The 24,663-nt window shown below is 69.4% G+C and carries 26 protein-coding genes and 1 pseudogene; 14 read left to right on the forward strand and 13 right to left on the reverse strand.

Annotated features, from left to right (window positions below; translation table 11 throughout):
- Positions 1-219 precede the first annotated feature (219 nt).
- On the forward strand, positions 220-603 hold the full coding sequence (locus tag EPO51_RS20445; RefSeq protein WP_293354036.1) for a hypothetical protein: 384 nt from the start codon (positions 220-222) through the stop codon (positions 601-603).
- Positions 604-628: 25 nt separating this feature from the next.
- On the opposite strand, the gene EPO51_RS20450 is transcribed toward EPO51_RS20445, so the two are convergent.
- Entirely contained in the window at positions 629-1,252 is a 624-nt protein-coding gene (locus tag EPO51_RS20450) for a TlpA family protein disulfide reductase (RefSeq protein WP_293354038.1), read from the reverse strand.
- On the opposite strand from EPO51_RS20450, the gene argH reads away from it, so the two are divergent.
- From argH to lysA, 3 genes are read left to right on the forward strand one after another with little or no spacing between them, the layout of a single operon-like run.
- Entirely contained in the window at positions 1,253-2,674 is a 1,422-nt protein-coding gene (gene argH, locus EPO51_RS20455) for an argininosuccinate lyase (RefSeq protein WP_293354040.1), read from the forward strand.
- The gene (locus EPO51_RS20460; protein WP_293354042.1) at positions 2,671-2,976 is read left to right on the forward strand and encodes a hypothetical protein; all 306 of its coding nucleotides are present in this window, start codon (positions 2,671-2,673) and stop codon (positions 2,974-2,976) included. The genes argH and EPO51_RS20460 overlap by 4 nt, the downstream gene beginning before the upstream one ends.
- The gene (gene lysA, locus EPO51_RS20465) at positions 2,973-4,241 is read left to right on the forward strand and encodes a diaminopimelate decarboxylase (RefSeq protein WP_293354043.1); all 1,269 of its coding nucleotides are present in this window, start codon (positions 2,973-2,975) and stop codon (positions 4,239-4,241) included. The genes EPO51_RS20460 and lysA overlap by 4 nt, the downstream gene beginning before the upstream one ends.
- Here lysA and EPO51_RS20470 read toward each other — a convergent pair.
- From EPO51_RS20470 to EPO51_RS20480, 3 genes are all read right to left on the reverse strand, one after another.
- Complete coding sequence (locus EPO51_RS20470; RefSeq protein ID WP_293354045.1) at positions 4,238-4,714, reverse strand: GNAT family N-acetyltransferase; 477 nt, start codon at positions 4,712-4,714, stop codon at positions 4,238-4,240. The genes lysA and EPO51_RS20470 overlap by 4 nt on opposite strands.
- 6 nt (positions 4,715-4,720) lie before the next feature.
- On the reverse strand, positions 4,721-5,287 hold the full coding sequence (locus tag EPO51_RS20475; protein WP_293354047.1) for a helix-turn-helix domain-containing protein: 567 nt from the start codon (positions 5,285-5,287) through the stop codon (positions 4,721-4,723).
- A 73-nt stretch (positions 5,288-5,360) separates the two neighbouring features.
- Entirely contained in the window at positions 5,361-5,627 is a 267-nt protein-coding gene (locus tag EPO51_RS20480) for a GNAT family N-acetyltransferase (protein ID WP_293354049.1), read from the reverse strand.
- A gap of 60 nt (positions 5,628-5,687) precedes the next feature.
- Here EPO51_RS20480 and EPO51_RS20485 point away from each other — a divergent pair, with 60 nt between their 5' ends.
- On the forward strand, positions 5,688-6,257 hold the full coding sequence (locus EPO51_RS20485; protein WP_293354051.1) for a DUF3617 domain-containing protein: 570 nt from the start codon (positions 5,688-5,690) through the stop codon (positions 6,255-6,257).
- Positions 6,258-6,318: 61 nt separating this feature from the next.
- On the forward strand, positions 6,319-6,807 hold the full coding sequence (locus EPO51_RS20490; protein ID WP_293354053.1) for an SRPBCC family protein: 489 nt from the start codon (positions 6,319-6,321) through the stop codon (positions 6,805-6,807).
- A gap of 65 nt (positions 6,808-6,872) precedes the next feature.
- On the opposite strand, the gene EPO51_RS20495 is transcribed toward EPO51_RS20490, so the two are convergent.
- From EPO51_RS20495 to flgK, 4 genes are read right to left on the reverse strand one after another with little or no spacing between them, the layout of a single operon-like run.
- Positions 6,873-8,063, reverse strand: coding sequence for an acetyl-CoA C-acyltransferase (locus tag EPO51_RS20495; protein ID WP_293354055.1), 1,191 nt, complete (start codon positions 8,061-8,063; stop codon positions 6,873-6,875).
- A gap of 54 nt (positions 8,064-8,117) precedes the next feature.
- A complete protein-coding gene (gene mnmA, locus EPO51_RS20500) occupies positions 8,118-9,299 on the reverse strand; it encodes a tRNA 2-thiouridine(34) synthase MnmA (RefSeq protein ID WP_293354057.1) in 1,182 nt (393 codons plus the stop codon).
- Between the two features lie 38 nt (positions 9,300-9,337).
- Entirely contained in the window at positions 9,338-10,267 is a 930-nt protein-coding gene (locus EPO51_RS20505; protein ID WP_293354059.1) for a flagellin, read from the reverse strand.
- An 11-nt stretch (positions 10,268-10,278) separates the two neighbouring features.
- On the reverse strand, positions 10,279-12,375 hold the full coding sequence (gene flgK, locus EPO51_RS20510) for a flagellar hook-associated protein FlgK (RefSeq protein WP_293354061.1): 2,097 nt from the start codon (positions 12,373-12,375) through the stop codon (positions 10,279-10,281).
- 419 nt (positions 12,376-12,794) lie between these two features.
- Here flgK and EPO51_RS20515 point away from each other — a divergent pair, with 419 nt between their 5' ends.
- From EPO51_RS20515 to sciP, 4 genes are all read left to right on the forward strand, one after another.
- Positions 12,795-14,366: a flagellar hook-length control protein FliK gene (locus EPO51_RS20515; RefSeq protein ID WP_293354063.1), complete on the forward strand. Its 1,572-nt coding sequence runs from the start codon at positions 12,795-12,797 to the stop codon at positions 14,364-14,366.
- Between the two features lie 5 nt (positions 14,367-14,371).
- A complete protein-coding gene (locus EPO51_RS20520) occupies positions 14,372-15,109 on the forward strand; it encodes a flagellar hook assembly protein FlgD (protein ID WP_293354065.1) in 738 nt (245 codons plus the stop codon).
- 54 nt (positions 15,110-15,163) lie between these two features.
- The gene (locus EPO51_RS20525; RefSeq protein WP_293354067.1) at positions 15,164-16,414 is read left to right on the forward strand and encodes a flagellar hook protein FlgE; all 1,251 of its coding nucleotides are present in this window, start codon (positions 15,164-15,166) and stop codon (positions 16,412-16,414) included.
- A 168-nt stretch (positions 16,415-16,582) separates the two neighbouring features.
- Positions 16,583-16,870, forward strand: coding sequence for a CtrA inhibitor SciP (sciP, locus tag EPO51_RS20530; RefSeq protein WP_293354069.1), 288 nt, complete (start codon positions 16,583-16,585; stop codon positions 16,868-16,870).
- A 66-nt stretch (positions 16,871-16,936) separates the two neighbouring features.
- On the opposite strand, the pseudogene EPO51_RS20535 reads toward sciP, so the two are convergent.
- Positions 16,937-17,366: pseudogene (locus EPO51_RS20535) on the reverse strand (RusA family crossover junction endodeoxyribonuclease).
- Between the two features lie 9 nt (positions 17,367-17,375).
- Here EPO51_RS20535 and fumC point away from each other — a divergent pair.
- The gene (fumC, locus tag EPO51_RS20540) at positions 17,376-18,767 is read left to right on the forward strand and encodes a class II fumarate hydratase (RefSeq protein ID WP_293354071.1); all 1,392 of its coding nucleotides are present in this window, start codon (positions 17,376-17,378) and stop codon (positions 18,765-18,767) included.
- Between the two features lie 44 nt (positions 18,768-18,811).
- The gene (locus tag EPO51_RS20545; protein ID WP_293354073.1) at positions 18,812-19,060 is read left to right on the forward strand and encodes a hypothetical protein; all 249 of its coding nucleotides are present in this window, start codon (positions 18,812-18,814) and stop codon (positions 19,058-19,060) included.
- Between the two features lies 1 nt (position 19,061).
- On the opposite strand, the gene EPO51_RS20550 is transcribed toward EPO51_RS20545, so the two are convergent.
- Both EPO51_RS20550 and EPO51_RS20555 read right to left on the reverse strand, forming a co-directional pair.
- Complete coding sequence (locus EPO51_RS20550) at positions 19,062-19,994, reverse strand: iron-containing redox enzyme family protein (protein WP_293354075.1); 933 nt, start codon at positions 19,992-19,994, stop codon at positions 19,062-19,064.
- A 79-nt stretch (positions 19,995-20,073) separates the two neighbouring features.
- Entirely contained in the window at positions 20,074-21,042 is a 969-nt protein-coding gene (locus EPO51_RS20555) for a polyprenyl synthetase family protein (RefSeq protein WP_293354434.1), read from the reverse strand.
- Positions 21,043-21,217: 175 nt separating this feature from the next.
- Here EPO51_RS20555 and EPO51_RS20560 point away from each other — a divergent pair, with 175 nt between their 5' ends.
- The gene (locus EPO51_RS20560; protein ID WP_293354436.1) at positions 21,218-21,964 is read left to right on the forward strand and encodes a tRNA1(Val) (adenine(37)-N6)-methyltransferase; all 747 of its coding nucleotides are present in this window, start codon (positions 21,218-21,220) and stop codon (positions 21,962-21,964) included.
- On the opposite strand, the gene EPO51_RS20565 is transcribed toward EPO51_RS20560, so the two are convergent.
- Positions 21,961-22,266 (reverse strand): GNAT family N-acetyltransferase, encoded by a 306-nt coding sequence (locus EPO51_RS20565; protein ID WP_293354077.1) that lies wholly within the window; start codon positions 22,264-22,266, stop codon positions 21,961-21,963. The two genes, EPO51_RS20560 and EPO51_RS20565, sit on opposite strands and share 4 nt — an antisense overlap.
- A 227-nt stretch (positions 22,267-22,493) precedes the next feature.
- Between EPO51_RS20565 and rsgA the strand changes: the two genes are divergently transcribed.
- Entirely contained in the window at positions 22,494-23,582 is a 1,089-nt protein-coding gene (gene rsgA / locus EPO51_RS20570; RefSeq protein WP_293354079.1) for a ribosome small subunit-dependent GTPase A, read from the forward strand.
- Positions 23,583-23,729: 147 nt separating this feature from the next.
- Here rsgA and EPO51_RS20575 read toward each other — a convergent pair whose 3' ends face one another.
- The gene (locus tag EPO51_RS20575) at positions 23,730-24,254 is read right to left on the reverse strand and encodes a hypothetical protein (RefSeq protein ID WP_293354081.1); all 525 of its coding nucleotides are present in this window, start codon (positions 24,252-24,254) and stop codon (positions 23,730-23,732) included.
- Positions 24,255-24,663: the final 409 nt, after the last annotated feature.

Below are 24,663 nucleotides of genomic sequence, written 5' to 3' on the forward strand. Positions count from 1 at the left end.
GCCAAGCCAGGCCGCATAAAGGGCTGCGCGCCACGACATTGCATCTCCTCCCAAGCACAAGATGAAGCCAGCTCGCGATGCGAGGCAATGTCTGAGCGCATCCATCGGAGCCGACCTTCAGACGGGGGATTCCGGCGCCGGGACAATCCTTGACCGAGCGGCGCCCGCAGCCTCGCATGCGGCCATGGACGTTGGGACCACAGCAGGCAGCGGGCGGACATGAACCGACTTCTGAACATGGCGGCCCTCGCCCTGGGGTTCGCGTCCTTGCCGGGCCCGGCGTCGGCCAAGGCCTTCGACCTTCAGTGCGAGCACGCCAGGTATCGCGTCGATCCCACGCGAAAGCTCTGGTGTGAGGAGCCGTGCACGACCCTCGGCCACCTGCAGCATCGGCCCGGCGAGGACGTGCTCACCCTCAGCTATCTCGGCCATTTCGAGATCGCCTACGACAGGCGAACGGGCATGGTGACGCGGGGCTTCGGCGGCCTGCACGACGGCGGCTATCTGTTGACCGAGCCATGCCGTGTCCGCAGGTTCTCGGGCTTTCCGCGGCGGACGCGGCTTGGCCAGGACGGGCGGGCCGTCGCCCCGACGGTCGATTAGCGGCGACCGGTCCGGGCGGCCCGCCTCAGCTTCCCAGCGCCTTGTCCACCAACGCCCGAGCCTCCGGCCCGGACCAGTCCGCCTCGCCGGCGACGCGGGCGACCTCCATTCCGTCCTTGCCGTAGATCACCGTCGTCGGGGCGCCGGGCGCGGGCGGGCTCAGCTTGAACGGCAGCTTCATCTCGCGGTCGTGGTAGAACTTCAGCGGCGAATGCTGGGCGATGAAGATCCGCGCCTTGGCCGCCGAGCTTTCCGAATCGATGCTCACCGTCACCACCTCGACCGGCTTGCCGGCGTAGGCCGCCTGCAGCTTGGCCAGGGTCGGCATCTCGGTGACGCACGGCGCGCACCAGGTGGCCCAGATGTTCATCACCACCACCTTGCCTTTCAGGTCGGCGAGCTTCATCGCCTTCCCGTCGCCGTCGTAGAAGGTGTAGTCGGGCGACGACGTGGGCTGGGTCGGGGTGGTCAGCTTGCTCGCGAACGAGGTGGCCGTGACCGAAGCGCTGGGCGCCGGCGGCGTCGGCTTGGTGGAAGACGAACCGATGATGTAGACAACCGCCGCGACGCCCACCAGGGCGGCGCCCCAGAGGGCCCACACCAGTCCCTTGCCCTTGGGCTTCGTTTCCGCCGCTGGACCTTCGCTCATATGACCGACTCTTCCTCCGCCCCGCCCGCTCGCCCGTCCCAGGCGGGACAGGCCATGTGGGGCGGCAGGTTTACCGATAAGCCCGCCGAGCTGATGCAGGCGATCAACGTCTCCATCGGCTTCGACAGGCGGCTCGCGGCCCAGGACCTTGCCGGGTCCCGCGCGCACGCCGCGATGTTGCTTAAGCGCGGCGTGATTACAAGCGAGGACGAGGCGGCGATCCAGGGCGGCCTCGCCACCATTCTGGCCGAGATCGAGGCCGGGACCTTTCCGTTCCGCGAGGAATACGAAGACATCCACATGAACGTGGAGGCGCGCCTGCGCGAGTTGATCGGCCCCGCCGCCGGTCGCCTGCACACCGCCCGCTCGCGCAACGACCAGGTGGCGCTCGACTTCCGCATGTGGGTCCGCGACGCGTGCGACCGCACGCAGGGCCAGATCCAGGCGCTACAGAAGGCCCTGCTCGCCAAGGCAGAAGCGCACGCCGACGCCGTGATGCCCGGCTTCACCCACCTGCAGCCCGCCCAGCCGGTGACCTTCGGCCACCACCTGATGGCCTATGTCGAGATGTTCGGCCGCGACGCCGCCCGGTTCGCCGACGCCCGCGCGCGGATGAACGAGAGCCCTCTCGGGGCCGCCGCGCTGGCGGGATCGCCATTCCCCATCGACCGGCACATGACCGCCAAGGCCCTGGGCTTCGAGCGGCCCACGGGCAACTCGCTGGACAGCGTCGCGGACCGGGACTTCGCGCTCGAGTCCCTGGCCGCCGCCACGATCTGCGCCACCCACCTGTCGCGCCTGGCCGAGGAGATCGTGATCTGGATGACGCCGCAGTTCGGCTTCATCAAGCTCAGCGACGCCTTCACCACCGGCTCGTCGATCATGCCGCAGAAGAAGAACCCCGACGCCGCCGAGCTGGTGCGCGCCAAGGTCGGTCGCCTGCTGGGCTCGTTCACCCAGCTCACCGTGGTGATGAAGGGGCTGCCGCTGACCTATTCGAAGGACATGCAGGAGGACAAGGTCCCCACCTTCGAGGCCTTCGACGCCCTGGAGCTCAGCCTGCGGGCCATGGCCGGCATGGTCGCCGACCTGGAGCCCGACACCCGGCGGATGGCGGCGGCCGCGGGCGCCGGCTACTCCACCGCCACCGACCTCGCCGATTGGCTGGTGCGCGAATTGAACCTGCCGTTCCGCGACGCCCACCATATCACCGGCGCGGCCGTGAAGCGGGCGGAGACGCTGGGCGTCGGCCTCTCCGACCTGCCCCTCGCCGATCTGCAGGCCTTGGATGGACGGATCACCGCGTCCATCTACGATGTGCTGACTCCCGAAGCCTCGGTGGCCAGCCGCCGGAGTTATGGTGGAACCGCGCCGGACCAGGTCCGGGCGCAGATCAAGCGTTGGAAGGAAGCTCTGGCATGACCCGTCACCTAATCGCCCTCAGCGGCGCACTGATCGTGGCGGCCGGGCTCGCCGGATGCGGCAAGGTGGGCCAGCTGGAACGTCCCGGCCCGCTGTTCGGGGCCGAGCGCAACTCGACCCGCGCCGCCGACGACGCCCAGCGCCAGCAGGACCCGACGCGCCCCGTCGACACCGTCGACCCGCGCGACCGCTCCACCGACCCGGCGCCGCCGCGCACCCTGCCGATTCCCGGCACCAACCGCGGCCCGGGCCAAGTCGCCCCGCAGAGCGCCCTGCCCGACCCGTACGCCAACCCGCGATGAACCACTTCGAGCTGCGGGACGGCGAGCTCGCATGTGAAGGCGTTCCCCTCTCCCGCATCGCCGAGGCGGTGGGGACGCCGGTCTACGTCTATTCCTCGGCCACCCTGGAGCGGCACTACACCGTGCTGCGCGACGCCCTGACCGGCGCGGGCCTCAAGGAGCCGCTGATCGCCTTCGCCGTGAAGGCCAACTCCAACGTCGCCGTCCTGCGCACCCTGGCGAACCTCGGCGCAGGCGCCGACGTGGTCTCCGAGGGCGAGGTGCGGCGCGCGCTCGCCGCCGGCGTGCCGCCCGAGCGCATCGTCTTCTCCGGCGTCGGCAAGACCGAGGGCGAGATCGCCTTCGCCGTCGAGACCGGCGTCGCCGAGATCAACATCGAGTCCGAGCCCGAGCTGCACCTGGTCAACCGCGTGGCCCAGCAGATGGGCCGGCGCGCCACGGTCGCCATCCGGGTGAACCCCGACGTGGAGGCGGGCGGCCACGCCAAGATCTCCACCGGCAAGGCCGAGAACAAGTTCGGCGTCAGCTTCTCCGAGGCCGAGCGCCTCTACGCCAACGCCTCCAACATGGCCGGCGTCCGCCCGGCCGGCGTCGCCTGCCACATCGGCAGCCAGATCACCGACCTGGCCCCCATGGAGGCCGCCTTCACCAAGATGCGCGGCCTGGTCGAGCGCCTGAAGGCCGAGGGCCTGTCGGTCGAGCGCCTGGACCTGGGCGGCGGCCTGGGCGTGCCCTATTTCAACCAGCCGACCCCGCCCGACCCTGCCGACTACGCCGCCATGATCGGCCGCGTCACCAAGGGCCTGGACGTCCAGCTCGCCTTCGAGCCCGGCCGGATGATCGCCGCCAACGCCGGCGTCCTGGTCGCCCGGGTGAACCACGTCCATGAGCGTCCCGAGGGCCGGAAGTTCCTGGTGCTGGACGCGGCCATGAACGACCTGCTGCGGCCGGCCATGTACGACGCCTACCACGACATCCGGCCGGTCCGTCCGCGCGGGGGCGACCCCGTCACCTACGACGTCGTGGGCCCGGTCTGCGAGACCGGCGACACCTTCACCCGCGACCGCGTCCTGCCTCCGCTGGAGGCGGGCGACCTGGTGGCCTTCATGAGCGCCGGCGCCTATGGCGCGGCCATGGCCAGCGAGTACAACTCCCGCCTCCTGGTCCCCGAGGTCCTGGTGAAGGGCGACCGGTTCGCCGTCGTCCGTCCCCGCCCCACGTACGAAGACATGCTGGAGCGGGAGCGTTCGGCGCCCTGGCTCTAGAGATCCAGGTGCATGAACTGGTTGAACGCGCTGGCGACGTAGTCCGAGAACGCGCCGCCGAACTTGAAGCCCCGCGCCCGGTACATGGCCAGCGCGGCGTCGAACGCCTCGCCGCTGCCGGTCTCCAGGCTGAGGCGGCGGTAGCCGCGCCGGCGAGCTTCGGCGATGATCTCGTCCAGGATCGCCGCGCCTGCGCCCTGGCGCAGGTGGTCGGGATGGGTGCGCATCGACTTGATCTCACCCGCGTCGCCGTCCAGCGCCTTCAGCGCCCCGATGGCGGCTATGCGCTCGCCGCGCCAAGCGCTCCACAGCGTCACGCCGGGGGCCTTCAGTCCGGAGTCGTCCAGGGCGAAGCAGTGGCCCGGGGGCGAGTTGTCCGCCATCCCGGCCAGGTGCAGCCGCACCAGCTCCTGGGTCTGCGGGTTCGACAGGTCATCCTGGCGCAGGATCAGGGAAGCGAGGGCGGCGTCCATATGTCTTCAGGTCCTCACGAGGGCGACGACGTACGAGCACGGCAGGGTGCTCTGGTTGGCGATGACGACGGGGGCTGGGTCGCCGAAACCGAGGCAGTCGCCGGCGTGCAGCACATGGCGCGTGGCGCCCTCGTGGACCACAAGTTCGCCCGCGGTGACCCAGATCGCCTGGCGGATGCGCGCATAGGCCGAGGCCGGGAACTCCACCTGGCGGCCCGGTGGCAGGTCCACCTGCACCAACTCCTGCGGATGGTCGGGTCGGCTGTAGATCTGGCGGCGCACATAGCCAGTGTCGGGGTCGCGCCACACCGCCTGGTCGGCCGCCCGCGCGAGCCGACCGGCGTCGCCCTCGGCGCGCACCAACAGTCCGGCCAGCGTGAGGTCGAATGCAGCGGCGAGCCTCACCAGCACCACCGCCGTCGGGCTCACCTCCGCCCGCTCGATCTTGCTGATCGCCGCCTTCGAGACCCCCGACTGCTCGGCCAACTCCGCCAACGACCATCCCCTCGCCTCCCGCTCCAGCAGGATCCGGCGGGCCAGCTTGGCGGAGGAATCATCTACTATTGCATCCATACGTCTCTTATGTGAGACGCGTGGGAGCTTGGCAAGTCTTGAAACGACTGACGTCCGCGCTCGCGCAGACGCGCTACCCCACCAGGTCGCGGTACTCGGAACTCCGCCGCAGCCAGGCCGCGGCGTAGCCGCAGATGGGGGTGATCCTCAGGTCCTTGGCCCGCGCGTCCGCCGCCACCGCCTGCATCAGCCGCCCGGAGGCGCCTGTCCCGCGCAGGGGTACGGGGCTGAAGACATAGTCGATGTAGAGCCGCTCGTCCGTCCTGCGGTAGTCGGCGTAGGAGGTCAGGCCCTGCTCGTCCATCTCGTAGCGTTCGCCCGTATCGCGCAGTTCGGACATTGATCGGGCTCCTCAGACCGTTACGCTCGGAAGCTGGGGAACGTGTTCGGAGAGATCAAGATGCGTGTCATTGCGGTTCTGGGCGTCGGCGTCCTCGCCCTCGCGGCCTGCTCGAAGAAGGAAGACAAGTCGCCTGCGGCTGAAGCCTCGGCCTCCGGCGGAAACGCCAGCGCCACGGCCGGCCCCGTCGCGATGCCCAAGCGCAAGCCCGGCCTTTGGAGTCACACCGTGTCGTCCTCCGGATCGACCCAGGCGATGCAGATCTGCATCGACGAGGACACCGACGCCAAGATGAGCGTCTGGGGCCAGGCGGTCAGCAAGGACATGTGCTCGAAGAACAGCTTCGCCGCCGCCCCCGGCGGCTACGCCTTCGAGAGCGAGTGCGACCTGGGCGGCGACATGGGCCACGTGGTTTCCAAGGGCGCCGTCACCGGCGACTTCAATTCCGCCTACACGGTCAAGACCACCAGCACGACGACCGGCGCCGCCATGGCCCAGGCCAACGGGACGACCGAGATGACCCTCACCGCCAAGTGGGAAGGCGCCTGTCCCGCCGGCATGAAGGGCGGCGACATCACCCTGCCCGGCGGGATGAAGATCAACATGGAGGCGATGACCGCCAAAAAATGATCGGGGCCGTGTCGGGACCCGGGCGGCTCCGCCGTCCTAGGCCCAACAGAGGAGAATGGACATGGCTACCAAGATCGACATCGCCCCGAACCACGACAACGAGCTGGTGCTGGCACGCCTCATGGACGCCACGCCCGAGCAACTCTTCAAGGTCTGGACGACACCGGAGCGCTTCCCCGAATGGTTCTGCCCGAAGCCCTGGCGGGCGGAGGTGACCAAGATGGACCTGCGTCCGGGCGGCGCCAGCAACAACGTGATGTATGGCCCCGACGGCGAGAAGTTCGAGAACCAGGGCGTCTATCTCGAGGTCGTGCCCAACGAGAAGATCGTCTTCACCGACGCCTTCACCGAGGGCTGGGTTCCGGCCGAGGGCGGCGGGATGATGACCTGCGTGCTGACCTTCGAGGCCCGGCCCGACGGCAAGACTCTCTATCTTGCCCGTTGCGGCCACCCCTCCGCCGAGAAGAAGGCCCAGCACGAGCAGATGGGCTTCCACGAGGGCTGGGGCATCTGCGCCGACCAGTGCGAGGCCCTGGCGAAGACCTTGTAAGCAGCGTCATCCCCGGCCCACGAAGCGGCGCAGCCGCGAAGGCCGAGCCGGGGATCCATGCTGCGTCAGGCCAGCTCCACCGCCATCGCGGTGGCTTCCCCGCCGCCGATGCACAGCGAGGCCACGCCCTTCTTCCCACCGCGCGCTTCCAGCGCGGAAAGCAGGGTCGCCAGGATCCGCGCGCCTGAGGCCCCGATCGGATGGCCCAGGGCGCAGGCGCCGCCGTTGACGTTGAGCTTGGCCCGGTCGATCCCCAGGTCGCGCTCGGCGATCATGGCGACCACCGCGAAGGCCTCGTTGATCTCGAACAGGTCGACGTCGTCCACGCTCCAGCCCGCGCGCTTCAGCGCCTTCTGCACCGCCGGGACCGGGGCCGTCGTGAACAGGCCGGGCTCGTGGGCGTGGGCCGCGTGGCCGGCGACCCGGGCCACGATCTTCATCCCAAGTTTCCGCGCCACGCTCTCGCGGGTCATCACCAGGGCCGCCGCGCCGTCGCTGATCGAGCTGGCGTTGGCGGCGGTGATCGTCCCGTCCTTGGCGAAGGCAGGCTTGAGCGTCGGGATCTTGGCCGGGTCGGCCTTCAGCGGCTGCTCGTCCTTGTCGACCGTGACCGTGCCCTTGCGGTCGGTGACCTGGACCGCGACGATCTCACGGGCGAAGGCCCCGGTCTCGGTGGCGTTGCGCGCCTTGGTCAGCGAGCCGATGGCGTACTCGTCCTGCGCCTCGCGGGTGAACTGGTAGGCCTTGGCGGTCTCTTCGGCGAACGAGCCCATCAGGCGGCCGTGTTCGTAGGCGTCCTCGAGGCCGTCCAAGTACATGTGATCGTACATGGTGTCGTGGCCGATCCGCGCGCCGCCGCGGTGCTTGGTCATCAGGTAGGGCGCGTTGGTCATGCTCTCCATGCCGCCTGCGACGATCACGTCGACCGAGCCGGCCGCCAGGGCGTCGTGCGCCAGGATGGCGGCCTGCATGCCCGAGCCGCACATCTTGTTGACCGTCGTCGCCTCGACCGACTTGGGCAGCCCCGCGCCCAGGGCCGCCTGGCGCGCCGGCGCCTGGCCGAGGCCGGCGGGCAGGACACAGCCCATGATGATCTGCTCGATGACCTCGCCTGGCGCGCCCGAGCGCTCGACGGCGGCTCGGACCGCCGCGGCGCCGAGCTCGGTGGCCTTGGCGCCGGACAGGACGCCCTGGAAGCCGCCCATCGGCGTGCGGGCATAGCTGGCGATGACGACGGGATCTGAGGTTTGGGTCATGGGGCTCGATATAATTTCACGGGTTGCTGAAAACCAGCGTCCGCAGCGTCACCCTCAGACGTTGCGGACCGTGCCCTGGATGAAGCCGCCGCCCAGCACGCGGGTCGGCGCCTCGGGCGCGTAGAGCACGCAGGCCTGGCCGGGCGCCACGCCCTCCTCGGCCGCGTCGAACACCAGGCCCGGCTGGCCGTCGACCAGGCCGAGCTTACCCGGGACCGGCTCGCGGGTGGAGCGAACGCGGGCCAACACCGGCCGGCCGGCGTCGCACGCCGCCTCGATGGAGGCGCCATCGCCGACCCAGCTTCGTTCCCCAAACGTCAGCGCCGTGGTCAGCAGCGCCTCGCGGGGCCCGACGATCACCTGGCGCCGGTCGGCGTCGATCTTCACCACGAACAACGGATCGCCCACGGCCACGTTCAGCCCGCGGCGCTGGCCGATAGTGTAGCGGGTCACCCCCTCGTGACGGCCCAGCACGCGGCCGTCCTGATGTACGATGTCGCCCGGCTCCGCGCCGTGCGGGCGCAAGCGGTCGATGACCGTGGTGTAGCGGCCCTCCGGCACGAAGCAGATGTCCTGGCTGTCCGGCTTGTCGGCCACCGCCAGGCCCAGCTCCATCGCCGCCGCCCGCACGGCCGGCTTCGGCAGGGCGCCCAATGGGAAGCGCAGGTAGGCGAGCTGCTCCGAAGTCGTCGCGAAGAGAAAGTAGGATTGGTCCCGGGCCGGATCCGCCGCGCGGTGCAGCTCGGGCCCAGCCGGGCCCACCTCGCGGCGCACGTAGTGGCCGGTCGCCATGGCCTCGGCCCCCAGGTCGCGGGCCACGTCCAGCAGGTCGCGGAACTTCACTGTCTGATTGCAGCGGATGCAGGGAATGGGCGTCTCGCCGCGCAGGTAGCTGTCGGCGAACTCCTCAATGACCTGCTGCTTGAAGCGGCTCTCATAGTCGAGGACGTAGTGCGGGATGCCGATGGCGTCGGCCGCCGTGCGCGCGTCGTGGATGTCCTGGCCGGCGCAGCAGGCGCCCTTTTTCTGGATCGCCGCGCCGTGGTCGTAGAGCTGCAAGGTCACGCCGACCACGTCGTAGCCGGCCCGCGCCAGCAGGGCGGCGGTAACGGTGGAGTCCACCCCGCCGGACATCGCGGCCACGATCCGGGTCCCGATCGGCAGCCGCACGGCGTCGCGCGCGGCCTCGATGAGGCCGTCGCCGAGGCGGTCGGGAACGAGGACCGGAGCGTTCATGCCGGCCTATGTAGCGGTTAGGCCGCGGCTTTTCGAGGCTAGCGCAGGAGATTGATGAGGGATGATTCCTGCAGCGCCTGGAACACGTAGGCCGCCGACTGCACGGAGAGCTGCGCCTGTTGGAGCTGGGCGGAGGCTTCGGCCATGTCGGCGTCGGTGATATCGCCGAGCATGCCGGCCAGCGAGTTCTGCCGGGTCTGGAGGTCCTCGGCGACGGTCTCGAGGCGCTTCTGGTTCACGCCGTTATAGGCGGCGACGTTGGTGACGTCGGCCCGGACAGCGTCCCAGTTGGCGAGCTCACCCTCCAGGAAGGTCTGCTGCGCCGCCGTGAGCTGGCCGGTGAAGGGACCCGAGCCGCCCTGGTTGAAGGTCTGGAAGGTCTTGAAGGCGTTGAGCAGGTCCGTGCCGAGATCGTCCGAGAGGATGCCCGTCGTGACCGTGGTCGCCTCGTCCAGCTTGGCCGTCACCTTGAAGTCGTCGTTCTTAAAGAAGCTGGCGATCGGCGGGCCGGCCGTGAGGTCCGACAGCGTCGTGACGGTGACGGGCCGGGTGTCCACCTGGCCACCGGCGAACAGGTACTTTCCGCCGTAGCGTGCGTTCATGCCCTCGACCGCGTTGCGCAGCTGCGCTTCCACGTCCTCCACCAGGGTGTCGGCGCGACCGGAGGCCAGCGCCTCCGAGAAGATCTGGCGGACCGCCTGGGCGGTGTCGGCGACCCGGGTGAGGGCGGTGTTCTGCGTATCCAGCTTGTCGGTGAGGATCTTGTTCTGCTCCTCGAACACGCCCAGCCGCGTCTGCACCGAGCGCATGGCCGTGAGCAGCTCCGAGGACTTGGCGTAGTCCTTGAGGTTCTGACCGTTCTTCCGCGTGGCGACCTTGTCGCCCGCCTCCATCTGGTTGCGCTGGGCGGCAAGCAGGTTGGTGAGGACGTTGGCGTAGTTCCCGGAGGTGGTGACGCGCGTGACCATGGTTGCTTACCTCAGACGATGCCGAGCAGGACGTCGTACAATTCGCCGACGGCCTGGATCATGCGGGCGGAAGCGTTGAACGCTTGTTGATAGGTGGTGAGGTTCACCAGTTCCTCGTCGAGGTTGACCCCTTCGACGGACTGGCGACGGTTGGTGGCTTCGGCCGCGACGGCCTCGGCGCTGGCCTTCCGGGTCTCAGCGGACGCGGCCCCCCGGCCGATGGCCCCGCCGAACTCGGCCGCGTAGCGCGACACCGTCATGTTCACCTGGCCCAGCGAACCCGCGGCCTGGAACAGGGTGTTGATCTCTCCGGCGTTCGAAAGGTCCAGCGCGCCCTTGCCGTCGCCCGGCCGGACGGCCACCTGGCCGACGGCGGCGCTGGTGTCCAGCTTGCCCATCGCCATCTTGGTGGGGTCGGAATTGAAGATCGTCGACACCTGGAAGCGGCCGGCGCGGGTCGAACGTTCCTGGACGCCCAGGCCGAAGAGCTGGCTGATCGAGGGCCCGCCCGCCCCGCGCTCGGTGTTGTCGGTCAGGATCGAGACCTTGGTGTCGATCGCCGCGCCCGACGTGAAACTGAGGACGCCGCTGGCGTCGAGGCCGAACGAACCGTAGACGCCCACCCCGGTCGCCGGACTGTTCAGCGAGGCCAGCAGGTCACTCATGTTGGCCGCCGCCGGCACGGTCACCGTGACGGTGCTGAGCGGCCGGCCGTCGGTGCTGGACAATTGCAGGCTGATCTGGTCGCCGGGCGTGAAGCCGTGCGGGCTCGCGGTCGTCAGGCCCGTGGCGTAGTTGGTCTGGCCCGTCGATTTGATGAGGTCGTTGAGACCGAAGAAGTGCGAGAAGCCGCGCCCGGTCTTCTGCGACGTGCCCTCGTCGATCGCCAGGCCGTTGCCGCCGGTGGCGTTCAAGGTCAGCGCACCGTTGGCGAAGGTGGCGCTGCCGGCGCCGCCCAGGGCGGTGTTCAGGCTGGTCAGGAAGGTGGCGGGCGTGAACGGCGTCCCCGCCGCACCGTTGACCGACATGGTCCCGGCCGTGAAGTCGATGTCGATCTTGCGTTGCATCAGGCCTTGCGGATCGACGATCGCGATCGTCGAGGAACCCGTGAAGCCGGTGACGCCGGTGGTCAGGTCCAGGCCGGTGTCGCGGCCCACCATGCTCGCAGGCCCCGGATAGGCGGCGGCGTCATTGTTGGCGGCGTTGAGCTGATCGACGGCCTTGCTGACGAACTCGCCCAACTGGTCGTAGATCTTGGGCAGCTCCACGTCGCGCAGTTCGAGCAGGCCCTTGAGCTCGCCGCTATTTATGCTGATCGCCGGCGTGGACGTGCTGCCGGCGATCTGGGCGGTGATATAGCCCGGCGTCGTGTCGGTCGATTGGTAGACGAGCTTGGCGGGATCGTCGCCGGCGAGCAGGATCCCCTCGGCTGAGCGCACGTCCACGCCGCCCCCCGCACGCGGGGACACGCGCACGCTCATAAGGCCGGCCAGTTCGTCGAGCAGCTGGCTCTGGATGTTCTCCGAGCCCGAGGCGTCGGCCCCCACGACGCTCGCGCGCCTGATATCGGCGTTCAGCTTGCTGATCTCCTCCAGCAGGCTGTTGGCCCGGTCGACGTCGGCCGTGATCTGCGTCTCGACCGTATCTCCGAGGGCGACGATCTGGCCGTTGATCCGGTCGGCTTCGCTCAGGAAGTCCTCGACGTTCGACAGCGCCTGGCTGCGCAGGAGGGTCGAGGACGGGTCGTCGGCGGCGGTGGCGAAGGCGGCGAAGATCTTGTCCAGGCGATTGAAGAAGAAGCCGTCGGCGCCGGGGTCGCCGAACAGGCTCTGGGCGTTGTCCAGGTACTGCGAGACAGCGCCCCAGCGCTCGGCGTCCGACGCCGCGGTCAGCGAGGCCATCTGCAGGTACTGGTCGGTGATGCGCTTAACGCCGTCGACCTTGACGCCCATGCCGGCGCCGTCGACCACCAGGGAACTCTGGTTGACCGTCTTTCGCACGTAGCCGGGCGTGTTGACGTTGGCGATGTTGTCCGAGACCGCGCGCAGCGAGGCCTGCGCAGCGTTGAGGCCGGACGACGCGGTTCGGAGTGTGGCCGTTAGCGACATCGATTAAGGCTCCGCCCGGCAAAGGCTGACGCATGACCCGGCGGATTCTGCCGGGGCATTGGTGAACGCGCTCGCGTCAGGCCGGAAATTCTTCAACAGTTTCAACATTTGGCCCTCTCAGGACCCGATGAGTTCAAGAATGGAGGCGCAAGTCCGGCGCCAGTTCGGACGGTGGAAGCCCAACGGCAGTCTGCACGGCCAAGGTTAGGGTTTTGGTAAGGCGGCAGGGAACGCCCCATCCGCGCGCCGACGGCCCGGCAAATTCATCCGCGGCATCGTTGGAGACCGAGAGCGATATCCGGACTTTTTCCATTAAAACAACGCACTGGCAAACTGGCCCGGGGGTTGCTCAGGAGGGATCCGAATGAGCCCGGCGCAGGACGCGCCTTCCCTCACATCGAAGCCAGTCACCCCATCCCATGACCGCGTCCGCGCTCAACATCGCCTCGATCGCTCCCACCGCCCAGCCGGGCGGCGGCGCCTCCGCCCATGCGGCCGGCGCCGGGCCGCTCGCCGGCTTCGAGGCGTTGCTCGCGGCCCTGTTCCCGCAAGCCGACCCCACCGCCGCGGCCCCGGTCCCCGGTCAGCCGGCCGCGGCCGCCGCTATTGCCGGCGCACCCGTGAAGGCGGATGCGGCGCCCGAAGGCGTCAAGGACGATGCCGACGTGGAACCCGACGCCGCGATCGACGGGCCGGCCACCGGCGCGCCCACCACCGGCGACACGGCGGCGGCGCTTGCGGCAAGTCTGGTGGCGGCCCAGCCAGCCACGGTCGAGACGCCCGTCACCACGACCAAGAACACCGCCGCCCAGGACGCCACCGCCACCGCACCCCACGCGTTCGGCCGCGAGAAGACCAAGGGCGCGCCCGCCGCGCCGGCCATCCTGCACGCCAATCCCAACGCCCACCTCGCCGAGAAGGCCGAACAGGCCGAGCTCGCGGCGAATGCGACGGACAACGGGACCCCGGCCGTCGACGCCAAGGTCCCGGAAGCCCCCGCCCACCCGCAAGCTTCGCAAGCCGCGCCGCCGGCCCGCAACGCCAGTTCCGCTTCGGTGACCCCGCCCCCCGCCGCCACGCCGCCGGCCGCCGCGGCCCCGGCGCCCGACGTCCAGCCCGACCTGGCGCCGGCCGCCGCCGTCGAGGCCCCGGTCGAGGCGCCCGCGGAGGCGCCGCCCGTCGAGACGACCGCCATGGCCGCGAGCCTCACGCCCCGCGCCGACGCCGCACCGGCGCCCGCGCCGAACGGCCGCGCCGCGAGGTCCGAGCGGGCCAAGGCTCCGACCGACGCAAAGGCCGCAGGGTCCGACGACCTCAAGCCCCTGGAGGCTGTCGACAAGCCCGTCCATGGCAAGGCTGCGCAAGCCGCCGCCCAGGCCGCAGGCAAGGACGCGTCGACCACCATCGAGGCCGCCGAGGCCAAGCCGGACGAGACGACGACCGCCTCGGAATCGCCTGACGCGATGATGCAGGGCGAGACCCGCGCCGCCTCGCAGGCCGCCTCACCGGCCGCCGCCACGATGCAGGGAGCCCGCGGCGGCCCGGAGACGGTGGCCCATCTCGCCGCCCAGATCGTCAAGAAGCTGGAAGGCAAGTCCACCCACTTTGACGTCCAGCTCGATCCGCATGGGCTGGGCAAGGTGGACGTCCACATCGAGATCGGCGCCCAGGGCCGGATCACCGCGGGCATGACCTTCGACAATCCGCAGGCGGCCGCCGACGTGAAGGCCCGCGCCGCCGAGCTGCAGCGCGCGCTGGAGCAGGCCGGCTTCGACATATCGGGCGGCATCAGCTTCGACGTCGCGGACGACCGCGGCCAGCCGCAACAGCAGAACCAAGCCTGGCAGAACGAGAGCGACGCGAGCCGCGCCTTCCGAGGCCAGGCGTTCCGCGCGGCGCTCGACACCGCCGGCGATGCGGCCGACGCCGCCAACCAGGGCGCTCTGCGCCTGCGCCGGGGTGTGAACGCCGGCCTCGACGTGAGGATCTAACGACCATGGCCGTCGACGCCGTCACCAATACAGCCGCGGCCAGCGGCACGGGCCGCGCCCGCCTGGCCGAGAACTTCGACACCTTCCTGACGCTGCTCACCACGCAGTTGAAGAACCAGGACCCGCTGTCGCCGATGGACTCGACCCAGTTCACCCAGCAGCTGGTGCAGATGACGGGCGTGGAGCAGCAGCTCCTGACCAACGACCTGCTCGAGAAGCTGGTGTCGAACACCGGCACGGGCGTGGCCACCGCCGTCAGCCTGATCGGCAAGGAGGTCCGCGCCGACTCCGACGTGGCGGCGCTGAAGGGCGGCAAGGCGGAGTGGGGCTACAGCCTCGATCGCGCCGCCACGGATGTGAAACTCGAGATCCTCGACTCCAAGGGCCGCGTGGTCCGCACCATCGCCCCCACCGACAACGCGGCCGGCGAGCACACGCTGACCTGGGACGGCAAGGGCACCGGCGGCAGCGACCTGCCGGACGGAACCTACAGCCTCAAGGTCACGGCCAAGGACAGCGAAGGCAGCGCTGTCACCTCCAACGTCTACATCGACGGCAAGGTCACCGGCGTCGAACAGCAGGACGGCATGACCTACCTCACCATCAAGGGCGCGCAGGTCCCCTGGGACAAGCTCGTCAGCATCCGCCAGCCGGAAGAATCCGAGGAGACCGCCACGGCGGCCACGGACACCGGTTCAACCGACAACTCGGACGACAAAACGTCGTCTCCAGCGGCGGCCTAGACGGCCGGACCCACGCAGCACGCGAAACCCGCTTCAGGAGAACGGAACCAAGTCATGTCCATCAATTCAGCACTGCTCGCCGGCGTTTCCGGGTTGGTCGCCAACTCGTCCGCCCTGGCGGCGATCTCGGACAACATCGCGAACGTCAACACGGTGGCCTACAAGCGCAACCAGGTGAATTTCGCCAACGTCGTCACCGCACAGGCGGTGAAGGGCCGATACTCGGCCGGCGGCGTCCAGGGCATCACCCGCCAGTTCGTCAGCACCCAGGGCCTGATCCAATCGTCGGGCTCGGCGACCGACCTGGCTATCTCGGGCGACGGCTTCTTCGTCGTGACGAACAAGGGCGCCGGGCTCACCGCGTCCGACACGCGCTCGTTCACCCGCCAGGGCTCGTTCAGCGTCGATCCCGCGGGCTTCCTGCGCAACGACTCCGGGCTCTTCCTTCAGGGTTGGCCGGTCCAGTCCGACGGCAGCTTCGTGACGCCGCCGTCCGACCTGACGGCGATGGACTCGATCAACGTCAAGAACCTGGGCGCCGCCGTCTCGCCGACCGGGAAGGTCGGGATTACCGCCAACCTCGACAAGGTGAACCCCACCGCGCCGGACCCGATCGACGTCAACATCGTGGATGCGGCGGGCGGGCGGCACACCCTACGCCTGTCCTTCACCCAGACCTCGGTCAACAACTGGACCATGACGCCGACGACGGTGCCCGCCGCCGATGCCGCGTCGATCACGCCCGCCGCCCCGATCCCCGTCACCTTCAACACCGACGGCACGATCAACACCGTCGGCGGCGTCGCGCCCGATGCGCTGGCCCTGACCGTGAACTGGGCGGCCACGCTGGGGCTGCCCGCGCAGCCGATCACGCTCGATCTCACCAAGGTCAGCCAGTTCGACGAGCCCAGCAACGTCGGCCAGATCAGCCAGGACGGCGCCGGCGCCGGCAACGTGGTGGCCATCGAGGTGGACGAGGACGGGATCGTCTCGGCGATCTACGACAACAACCAAACCCGCAAGGTCGCCAAGATCGCGATCGCCACCTTCCCGAACGCGGACGGCCTGGCCCAGGCGAGCGGCAACTCCTACCGGCCGACCATCGACGCCGGGGAAATGGTGCTCAAGAACGCCGGCACCGGCGGCGCGGGTCTTATTTCGCCCTCCAGCCTGGAAGCTTCGACTGTCGACTTGTCGGCAGAGTTCACCGGCCTGATCCAGACCCAGAAAGCCTACTCGGCTTCCTCAAAGATCATCACTACGGCCGACCAGATGCTAGAAGAACTTATCAACATCAAGCGATAGTACTGACCGTTAACTGCGTGAGAAACTTCTGCCTGAACTCAACTGTATTAAAATGGTACACGGGGGAGCCCATGGTTAGGCGTTTCTTTACTAAGGCGATTCAGCGGCTGTTAGGAGCCGTTGGGTATGCTTCACGTCGAACAGTGATGGTGAGGCGCTAGAAAGCCCATGCTTCAACAACAACAGACGCGCACGAATAGCCGCGGCGAATCCTATGTGATTGGCCCGACGGGCGCGCCCCTGACCAAGAACGATCTGCCGCCGCCGAACACCGGTCGCTGGGTGATCCGCCGCAAGGCCGAGGTGGTCGCCGCCGTCCGCGGTGGGCTGATCACGCTGGAGGAGGCCCTGGAACGCTACTCGTTGACCAACGACGAGTTCCTGTCCTGGCAGCGCTCGATCGAGCGCCACGGGATGGCCGGCCTGCGGACGACGCGCCTGCAGCAATACCGTTAGATCGCCCGCAAGGACGATCTGGGGCCGAAGCCGGCCGCGCCCTCGGGTGCGGCCGGTTTTCGTTTGTCAGCCCAGCTTGCGCACCAGCACCGTGATCCGCTCGCGCTCGCCGGGCCGGCGCTCCACCAGCAGCCGCGCTACCTGGGCGTCGTCGTGGAAGGCGTAGCCCTTGATCGCGTCCAGGATCGCCTTGGCCAGGTTGTCGAGGTCGAGCCAGGGCGGCTCGCCCACGTACTCCATCCCGATCTCCACCGAGAAGTCGCCCCAGGTGGGCCGCGAGCCGCGCCAGGCCTTGCGGAAGAACTCGTAGATCAGCGGCTTGTAGTACTTGGCCTGGGTGGTCAGGCCATCGACGGTCACCTCCAGCAGGCCGTCGGCCTCGCGAGCGCGCACCTTGCCATGCTGTGTCCAGGTCTCGTCCATCGAAGCCGTCATAGCGGCCCGGCGGCTTGCAGTCTCCCGCCGGGGAGTTAAACCGTTGGCCGCCGACAGCCAGGGGATCCCGATGACCGCGACGCGTACCGAAACCGACACCTTCGGCCCGATCGAGGTCGCGTCGGACCGCTACTGGGGCGCGCAGTCGCAGCGCTCCATCGGCAACTTCAAGATCGGCTGGGAGAAGCAGCCCAAGTCGGTGATCCGCGCCCTGGGTATCGTCAAGCGGGCCGCCGCCGAGGCCAACACCGAGCTGGGCCGCCTGGATCCCGAGATCGCCAAGTACATCATCGCCGCCGCCCAGGAAGTGATCGACGGGAAGCTGGACGACCATTTCCCCCTGGTGGTGTGGCAGACCGGCTCCGGCACCCAGTCGAACATGAACGCCAACGAGGTGATCTCGAACCGCGCCATCGAGATGATGGGCGGCGTGATGGGCTCCAAGACGCCGGTCCATCCCAACGACCACGTCAACATGAGCCAGTCGTCGAACGACACCTATCCGACCGCCATGCACATCGCCTGCGCCGAGCAGGTGGCCAAGGAGCTGATGCCGGCGCTGGAGCACCTGCACGCGGCCCTGAAGGTCAAGGAACAGGCCTTCGCCAAGATCATCAAGATCGGCCGCACGCACACCCAGGACGCCACGCCCCTGACGCTCGGCCAGGAGTTCGGCGGCTACCGCCAGCAGGTCGCCAACGGCGTCCGGCGCATCAAGGACAGCCTCTCCGGCCTCTACGAGCTCGCCCAGGGTGGAACGGCGGTGGGCACGGGCCTCAACGCCCCGGTGGGCTTCGCCGAGCTGGTGGCCGAGAAGATCGCGGCCATCACCCGCCTGCCCTTCGTCACCGCGCCCAACAAGTTCGAGGCTCTCGCGGCTCACGACGCCATGGTCTACAGCCACGGCGCGATCAACACGGTGGCGGCCTCGCTGTTCAAGATCGCCAACGACATCCGCTTCCTGGGCTCGGGCCCCCGCTCGGGCCTGGGCGAACTGTCGCTGCCCGAGAACGAGCCCGGCTCGTCGATCATGCCGGGCAAGGTGAACCCGACCCAGTGCGAGGCCCTGACCATGGTCTGCGCCCAGGTGTTCGGGAACCAGGCCACCATGACCTTCGCCGGCGCCTCGGGGCATTTCGAGCTGAACGTCTTCAACCCGGTGATGGCCTACAACTTCCTGCAGTCGTCGCGCCTGCTCGGCGATGCGGCCATCTCGTTCACGGACAACTGCGTGGCCGGCATCGAGGCCCGCGAGGACAACATCAAGGCCGCGCTGGAGCGCTCGCTGATGCTGGTCACCGCGCTGAACGGCAAGCTGGGCTACGACAACTGCGCCAAGATCGCCAAGGCGGCCCACAAGAACGGCACCACCCTGCGCGAGGAGGCGGTCGGCGGCGGCTACCTCACGAACGAGGAGTTCGACGAGTGGGTGCGGCCGGAGAAGATGATCTCGCCGGGCTGATCTCCAGCCATTGACCCCGCCGCCGAACCGGCGCGTCTGGGGGCATGGCAAAGGAAACCGTCTACATCATCCAGTCCTACGTCGCCGGACGTGGGAAGTCGTTGAAGGCCGAGCAGCAGGTGGGCTGCAAGACCGCCGCGGAGGCGCGCCGCAAGGCCGAGCGTCTCGGGCCTCTGCGCCCCGCCGTGGTGGCGTTCTCGGCGACCGCCGACACCGAGCTGGGCGACTACGACGAAAACCCGGTGATCCTGTTTAAGTCGGGACCCGTGCCCTACCCGTTCGCCGACGCCTGACCTACTCCGCCGCGTAGACCACCGGATGGGCGTGGGCCCAGAGATGCGCGCGATAGGCCTCGAAGCACTGCTCGCCGCAGATCAGCCGCATCATCGCGCCCTCGGCGATGTGCCGCGCGCATCCCGGGTCGGCCTGGACGAGCGGAACCAGGGCCTCGGCGTTCCAGGCCCGCGAATGTTCGATGTCCAGCTGGGCGTGCAGCGCGAAATACTTGCGCTGCTCCGGCCCGCAGCCGAGGCGCTTCAGGCCCTCGTCGACGCAGGACACGCGGGTCGGCGCAGTCAGTTCGACGACGCCCAGGGCCCCGATCGACTGATAGACGTAGCGGCGGGTGGTGGCGAACGCCGTCATGGTGTTGGCGAGGGCCAGCGACTGCCACAGCGTCCCCTCGATGGTGGGCTGCAGGCCGAGCCCTTCGACCGTACGGTCCAGCATCGGGCCGTGCATGCCGGCCGCCTTGCCGCGGCCCATCTCGTCCCAGTAGTTGCGGGCCAGCTCCAGCTTGGGGCGCGCAGGCAGCTTCACCTGGGTCATGGCCACGAGGTCGTCGAAGCCTGCCTCGCCGGCCGCCTCCTGGGTCAGGAACCACTTGATCTGCTCCAGGCTGGCGCTCGTCTCCAGCCAGGCGAACAGCTGGTCGTACTGCCCGGGGCCGGACAGCTTCAACTTCTCGAACCAGGCGATGAAGTCATCCGGGTCGGAGGGGACGTCCGCCACCAGCGGCGCGACCTCGGCGCGGAAGCCCTCGATGAAGGCGCCTTCGATCCGCATCATCCGGAAATCGTTGTTCAGGTCGACCGACCAGTCGGGGCTGGGCGTCTGCACGGCCAGCCGGCGACGGTTCCAGTGCGCCAAGCCCTTGTGGACCGCTTCGGCGTCCGGAAACTCGGGCGAAAACAGGCCGATACGGGCCAAACGCTGGGCTGCGAACATATTGATACTCCCTCGGAGGCGAGGGAGCGCACAAACCGTTCTCAGGTTCCTATGTCGGCTTTCCGAACGACGTCCGGGCTCAGGCGCGCCGCATGACCGCGAAGTCCGCGAGGTCCTGGAGAGCGGGGCGCCAGGTGTTGGAGCCGTGGTCGGCGATGGCGGCCTTGGCGCTCTCAGCGTAGCGGGCGGCGAAAGCCAGGGTGTCGTCCAGGGCGCGGGTCTCGCGCATCAGGTCGCGGGCGTGGTCCAGGTCGCCGTCCTGCTGCTCGCGACGGTCGACGGTGCGGACCCAGAAGTCGCGCTCGGAGCCGGCGGTCCGCTGCATGGCCAGCAGCAGCGGCAGGGTGACCTTGCCTTCGCGGAAGTCGTCGCCGGGGTTCTTGCCCAGGGTCCCGGCGTCGCCGGAATAGTCCAGGGCGTCGTCGATGAGCTGGAAGGCCAGGCCCAGTTCCTGGCCGAAGCGGCGCATCGCGCGGCAGCGCTCCGGCGGGGCGCCGGCCGAGACGGCCCCGGCCTCCGCGGCGGCAGCGAACAGTTCGGCGGTCTTGGCCTTGATGATCTCGATATAGACGTCCTGGCTGAGCTCCAGGTCGTGGCTGCGGGTGAGCTGCAGGACCTCGCCCTCGGAGATCACGCGGCTGGCTCGCGCCAGGATCTCCAGCGCCGGCATCGAACCGGCGCCGACCATCAGCTCGAAGGCGCGGGCGAACAGGAAGTCGCCCACGAGCACGCTGGCCGGGGCGCCCCAGATCAGGTGGGCCGCCACCCGGCCGCGGCGGAGCTGGGAGCTGTCCACCACGTCGTCGTGCAGCAGGGTGGCGGTGTGGATGAACTCGACCGCCGCCGCCAGCTTCAGGCAGCCGTCGTCGCGGGCGCCGCACAGACGGGCCGCAGCGATGGTCAGGAGGGGCCGCAGCCGCTTGGCCGAGCCGGCGATCAGGTGGTCGGCCAGCGCCGGGATCACGGGGACCGGGCTGTCCATATGCTCGCGGATGAGGGCGTCCACCGCGCGCATGTCCGGGCCCGCGAGCTTCAGCAGCAGGTCCAGGGACGGCGGAGCGGCGATAGCCTGGGCGGCTTCCAAGGGTAGTGCGTTCCTATATCGACCACGGCGTCCGGGCCCCGACCGGTCGCCATTCGCCGGGACAATGGTGACGCGACAGGGCATGGTCAAGCGACCACGGCTGAATGCGTTCAGTCCCTTCTACACCAAGGTCAGCCGAATGGATGCAACCACCGAAGACGCCGTGCTGGACGGGCGCGTGCGGCTGCGGCAGCCGACGCGGGGCTATCGCGCCGGGCTGGACGCCGCGCTGCTGGCGGCCGCATGCGATGCGAAACCCGGCCAGCGGGTGCTCGAGGCGGGCTGCGGCGCCGGCGGAGCCCTGCTCGCCGCGGCCGCGCGGCGGCCGGACGCGCGTTTCACCGGCGTTGAGCGCGACCCCAAGGCTCTGGCCCTGGCCCGGGAGAACATCGACCTGAACGGCTTCGGCGAGCGGGTGACGGTGATCGAGGGCGACGTCGCCACGCGGTTCTCCGCCCTCGGGCTGGAGCCGTTCGACGCCGCCTTCGCCAACCCCCCCTTCTTCGACGACCCGGACAGCCTGCGCGGCCCGGCGCCCGAGCGGCGCGCGGCCTGGGTGGCGGACGACGGGCTGGAAGCCTGGATCGGGTTTCTCTCCAAGGCGGTGAAGGAAGGCGGCTCCATCACCGTGATCCACCGCGCCGACCGGCTGGGCGACCTGCTGGCCCTGCTGGCGACCAAGGCGGGGTCGGTGCAGATCCTGCCGATCCAGCCGTTCGCCGACGAGCCGGCCAAGCGGGTGCTGGTGCGGGCCATCAAGACCGGCAAGGCGCCGCTGCGCCTGCTGCCGGCCCTGGTGTTGCACGACCGCGACGGCGGCAAGCACCGGCCGCAGGTCGAGGCGATCCTGCGCGGCGAGGCGGGGTTGGGCTGGGCCGCCCCCTAGATCCCCAAGGTTTCCCGGCAGCTCGGATCGACGATGTCCTGCTGCTCGGGGTGCTTTTTCACCCAGGCGGACATGAAGGGACAGGTGGGAACCACCTTCAGGCCTTCGGCGCGGGCGTAGCCGAAGGCGTGGCGGGCCAAGGCGCCGGCCACGCCCTTTCCTTCGAACGCCGGCGGCACGACCGTGTGCGGCAGGATGATCTGGCCGGGCTTCAGGCGGTATTCGGCGAAGGCGGTCTCGCCATCGAGGTTCACCTCGAAGCGGTGCGCCTGGGTGTTGTTGGTCACTTCGACGTCGGCCATGGCGGTCTCCTTGCTCGCCCCTTCTTGACGCGGCGCGGGCCGCCCGCCAAGGTCCGCCGCGTTCTGGCGAGGCCATCAGCAGAGGAGAGGTTCACATGTCGCCCATTGCCCGCGCAGCCCTCCGCTGCGTCGCCGCGCCGGTTGCTGTCTAGCAACCCCCCATCCCCGCGCACGGGGATGATCCGCGGTCGGCGCCTGACTGGCTCCCGACATCAAGGACATCCCCATTGCTGACCTCAGCCCTCACCGACTACGGCTGGACCGACGCGCTCCAGGCCGACTTCGAACCCTTCGCCGGCCAGGGCCTGATCCCCGGCCGCATCGTCGTGCAGCAGCGCGGCGGCTATCGCCTCGTGACGCCGGACGGCGAGATGGACGCCCGGGCCTCCGGCGCCCTCATGAAGGCCACCGCCGAGGACACCCGGCCCACCGCCGGCGACTGGGTGGCGGTCGAGGCGCGACCCGGCGAGACCACCGCGCTCGTCCATCACATCCTGCCCCGCAGGACCGCCTTCATCCGCAAGGCTTCCGGCCCCCGGGGCGGCGCCCAGGTGGTGGCGGCCAACGTCGACGTGGCCCTGCTGGTGGCCTCGCTGAACTCCGACCTGAACCTGCGCCGGCTGGAGCGCTATCTGGCGACCACCTACGAGAGCGGCGCGGACCCGGTGATCGTGCTGACCAAGGCCGACCTGGCCGGCGACTATGCCGACCGGATGGCCGAGGTCGAGGCCATCGCCTTCGGCGCCCCGGTGCTGGCCCTGTCGTCCAAGACTCACGAGGGCCTGGACGCGCTGGACGCCTACCTGCAGCCCGGCCGCACCGCGGTGCTGCTGGGCTCGTCGGGCGCGGGCAAGTCGACCCTGCTCAACGCGCTCGCCGGCGAGTTGAAGATGGATACGGGCGAGATCCGCGAAGCCGACGAGCGCGGGCGCCACACCACCACCCACCGCGAGCTGGTGCGGCTGGCGTCGGGCGCGCTGATCCTGGACACGCCGGGGATGCGCGAACTGGGCCTGTGGGACGCCGACGCCGGGGTGGCCGCGACCTTCGCCGACATCGAGGCCCTGGCCGGGCAGTGCCGGTTCGCCGACTGCGCCCACGGCAAGGAGCCGGGCTGCGCCGTCCGGGCCGCGATCGAGGCTGGCGAGCTGGATCCCGACCGGCTGCGGAGCTTCGAGAAGCTGCAGGCGGAACTGGCCTTCGAACGCCGCAAGGAGGACCCCCGCGCGGCGATCGAGAACAAGAAGCTGTGGATCAGCCGCCACAAGGCCGGCCGCGCCCGGATGAAGGCCAAGCGCGGGCAGGACGACGGGTAGCGCGCCGCAGGCGCAGTCGTTCGAACCGCACAAAACGCAGAAAGGCGCAGAAGGGCGGCCCGACAGGGCGACCTGCCGGTTCCTCGATCTGCGTCTTCTGTGTTTTCTGCGGTCGATTGGATCGGCGCTGACGCGCCGGAGCGGGGGTCAGGCGGAGCTGTGGTAGGCCGGCTGCGGCGGGCGGTCGGCCGCCTCGCCGAAGGTCGGCGGGGAGAGGCCGAGTTCGCGGTGGAGGTGGGTGATCACGGCCCGGAAGGGCGCCAGGGCGAAGTCCTCGTCCAGCACCTCGTCGTCCAGGCGTTCGTAGAGGTCGTACAGCCGCTCCTCAGCGATCTCGATGTCGTCGGGGGTCTCTTCGCAGATGGCCCGCTGCATCCACATGCGCACCTGGGCTTTGCGGCGGCGCACGTGGCTGACCATCTCGCGGTTGACGCGCTCATGTTCCTCGACCGCGTCCTTGGCCGCGTCGCGGCGGAACCGGGTCTCGAGCGCCAGGGTCTGGCGCACCGCGCGGGCGATCTTCGGAAAGGCGGCGACGGCCCGGGCCTTGGCCTCGGGCGTTTCGGCCGCCTCGACCTCGTCGCGCAGGCTGCGCGCGATCACCATGCCGATCTCGGCCAGCTCGGCCAGGACCGCCCCGTGGCGCTCGCTCGTGTCGTCGGCGGTGGACATGAACAAAAGAAGAACATGAGACGCGGCCGATTGTCAAAGTTGTTCGACATAAGCGGGTTGCAGCCCCAAGGCGGACGTGGCGGAAGTCTGAGACGGGGCGGACACAGTCACCGGCACAGCGCCGTGAAGCGGACCTTCACCAACATGCCCACGAGCAGACCTGGCGGTCGTCGGCGGGCGGATGACGGACGTTTGGAGTCTTATGGCTTCGGCATGAGTTCACGTCCGTGGATCGCTGCGGGCCGTCGAGGTACGGCTCGAATTTCGAACCCGAGCTGATCCGTCAGGGTAAGCGTTGCCCTGAGCCCACGCGCGCGGTTGGTGTGGCGTGGTTGCGACGAAGCCTTGGTAAGCGGCCCTTAATCCAGAGGCGTCAAAGTTTCGAGTGGCTGGCGCCGGCCTGCTCGGA

Origin of the sequence: Phenylobacterium sp., assembly GCF_004297125.1 — a bacterium.
Classification (GTDB): domain Bacteria; phylum Pseudomonadota; class Alphaproteobacteria; order Caulobacterales; family Caulobacteraceae; genus Phenylobacterium.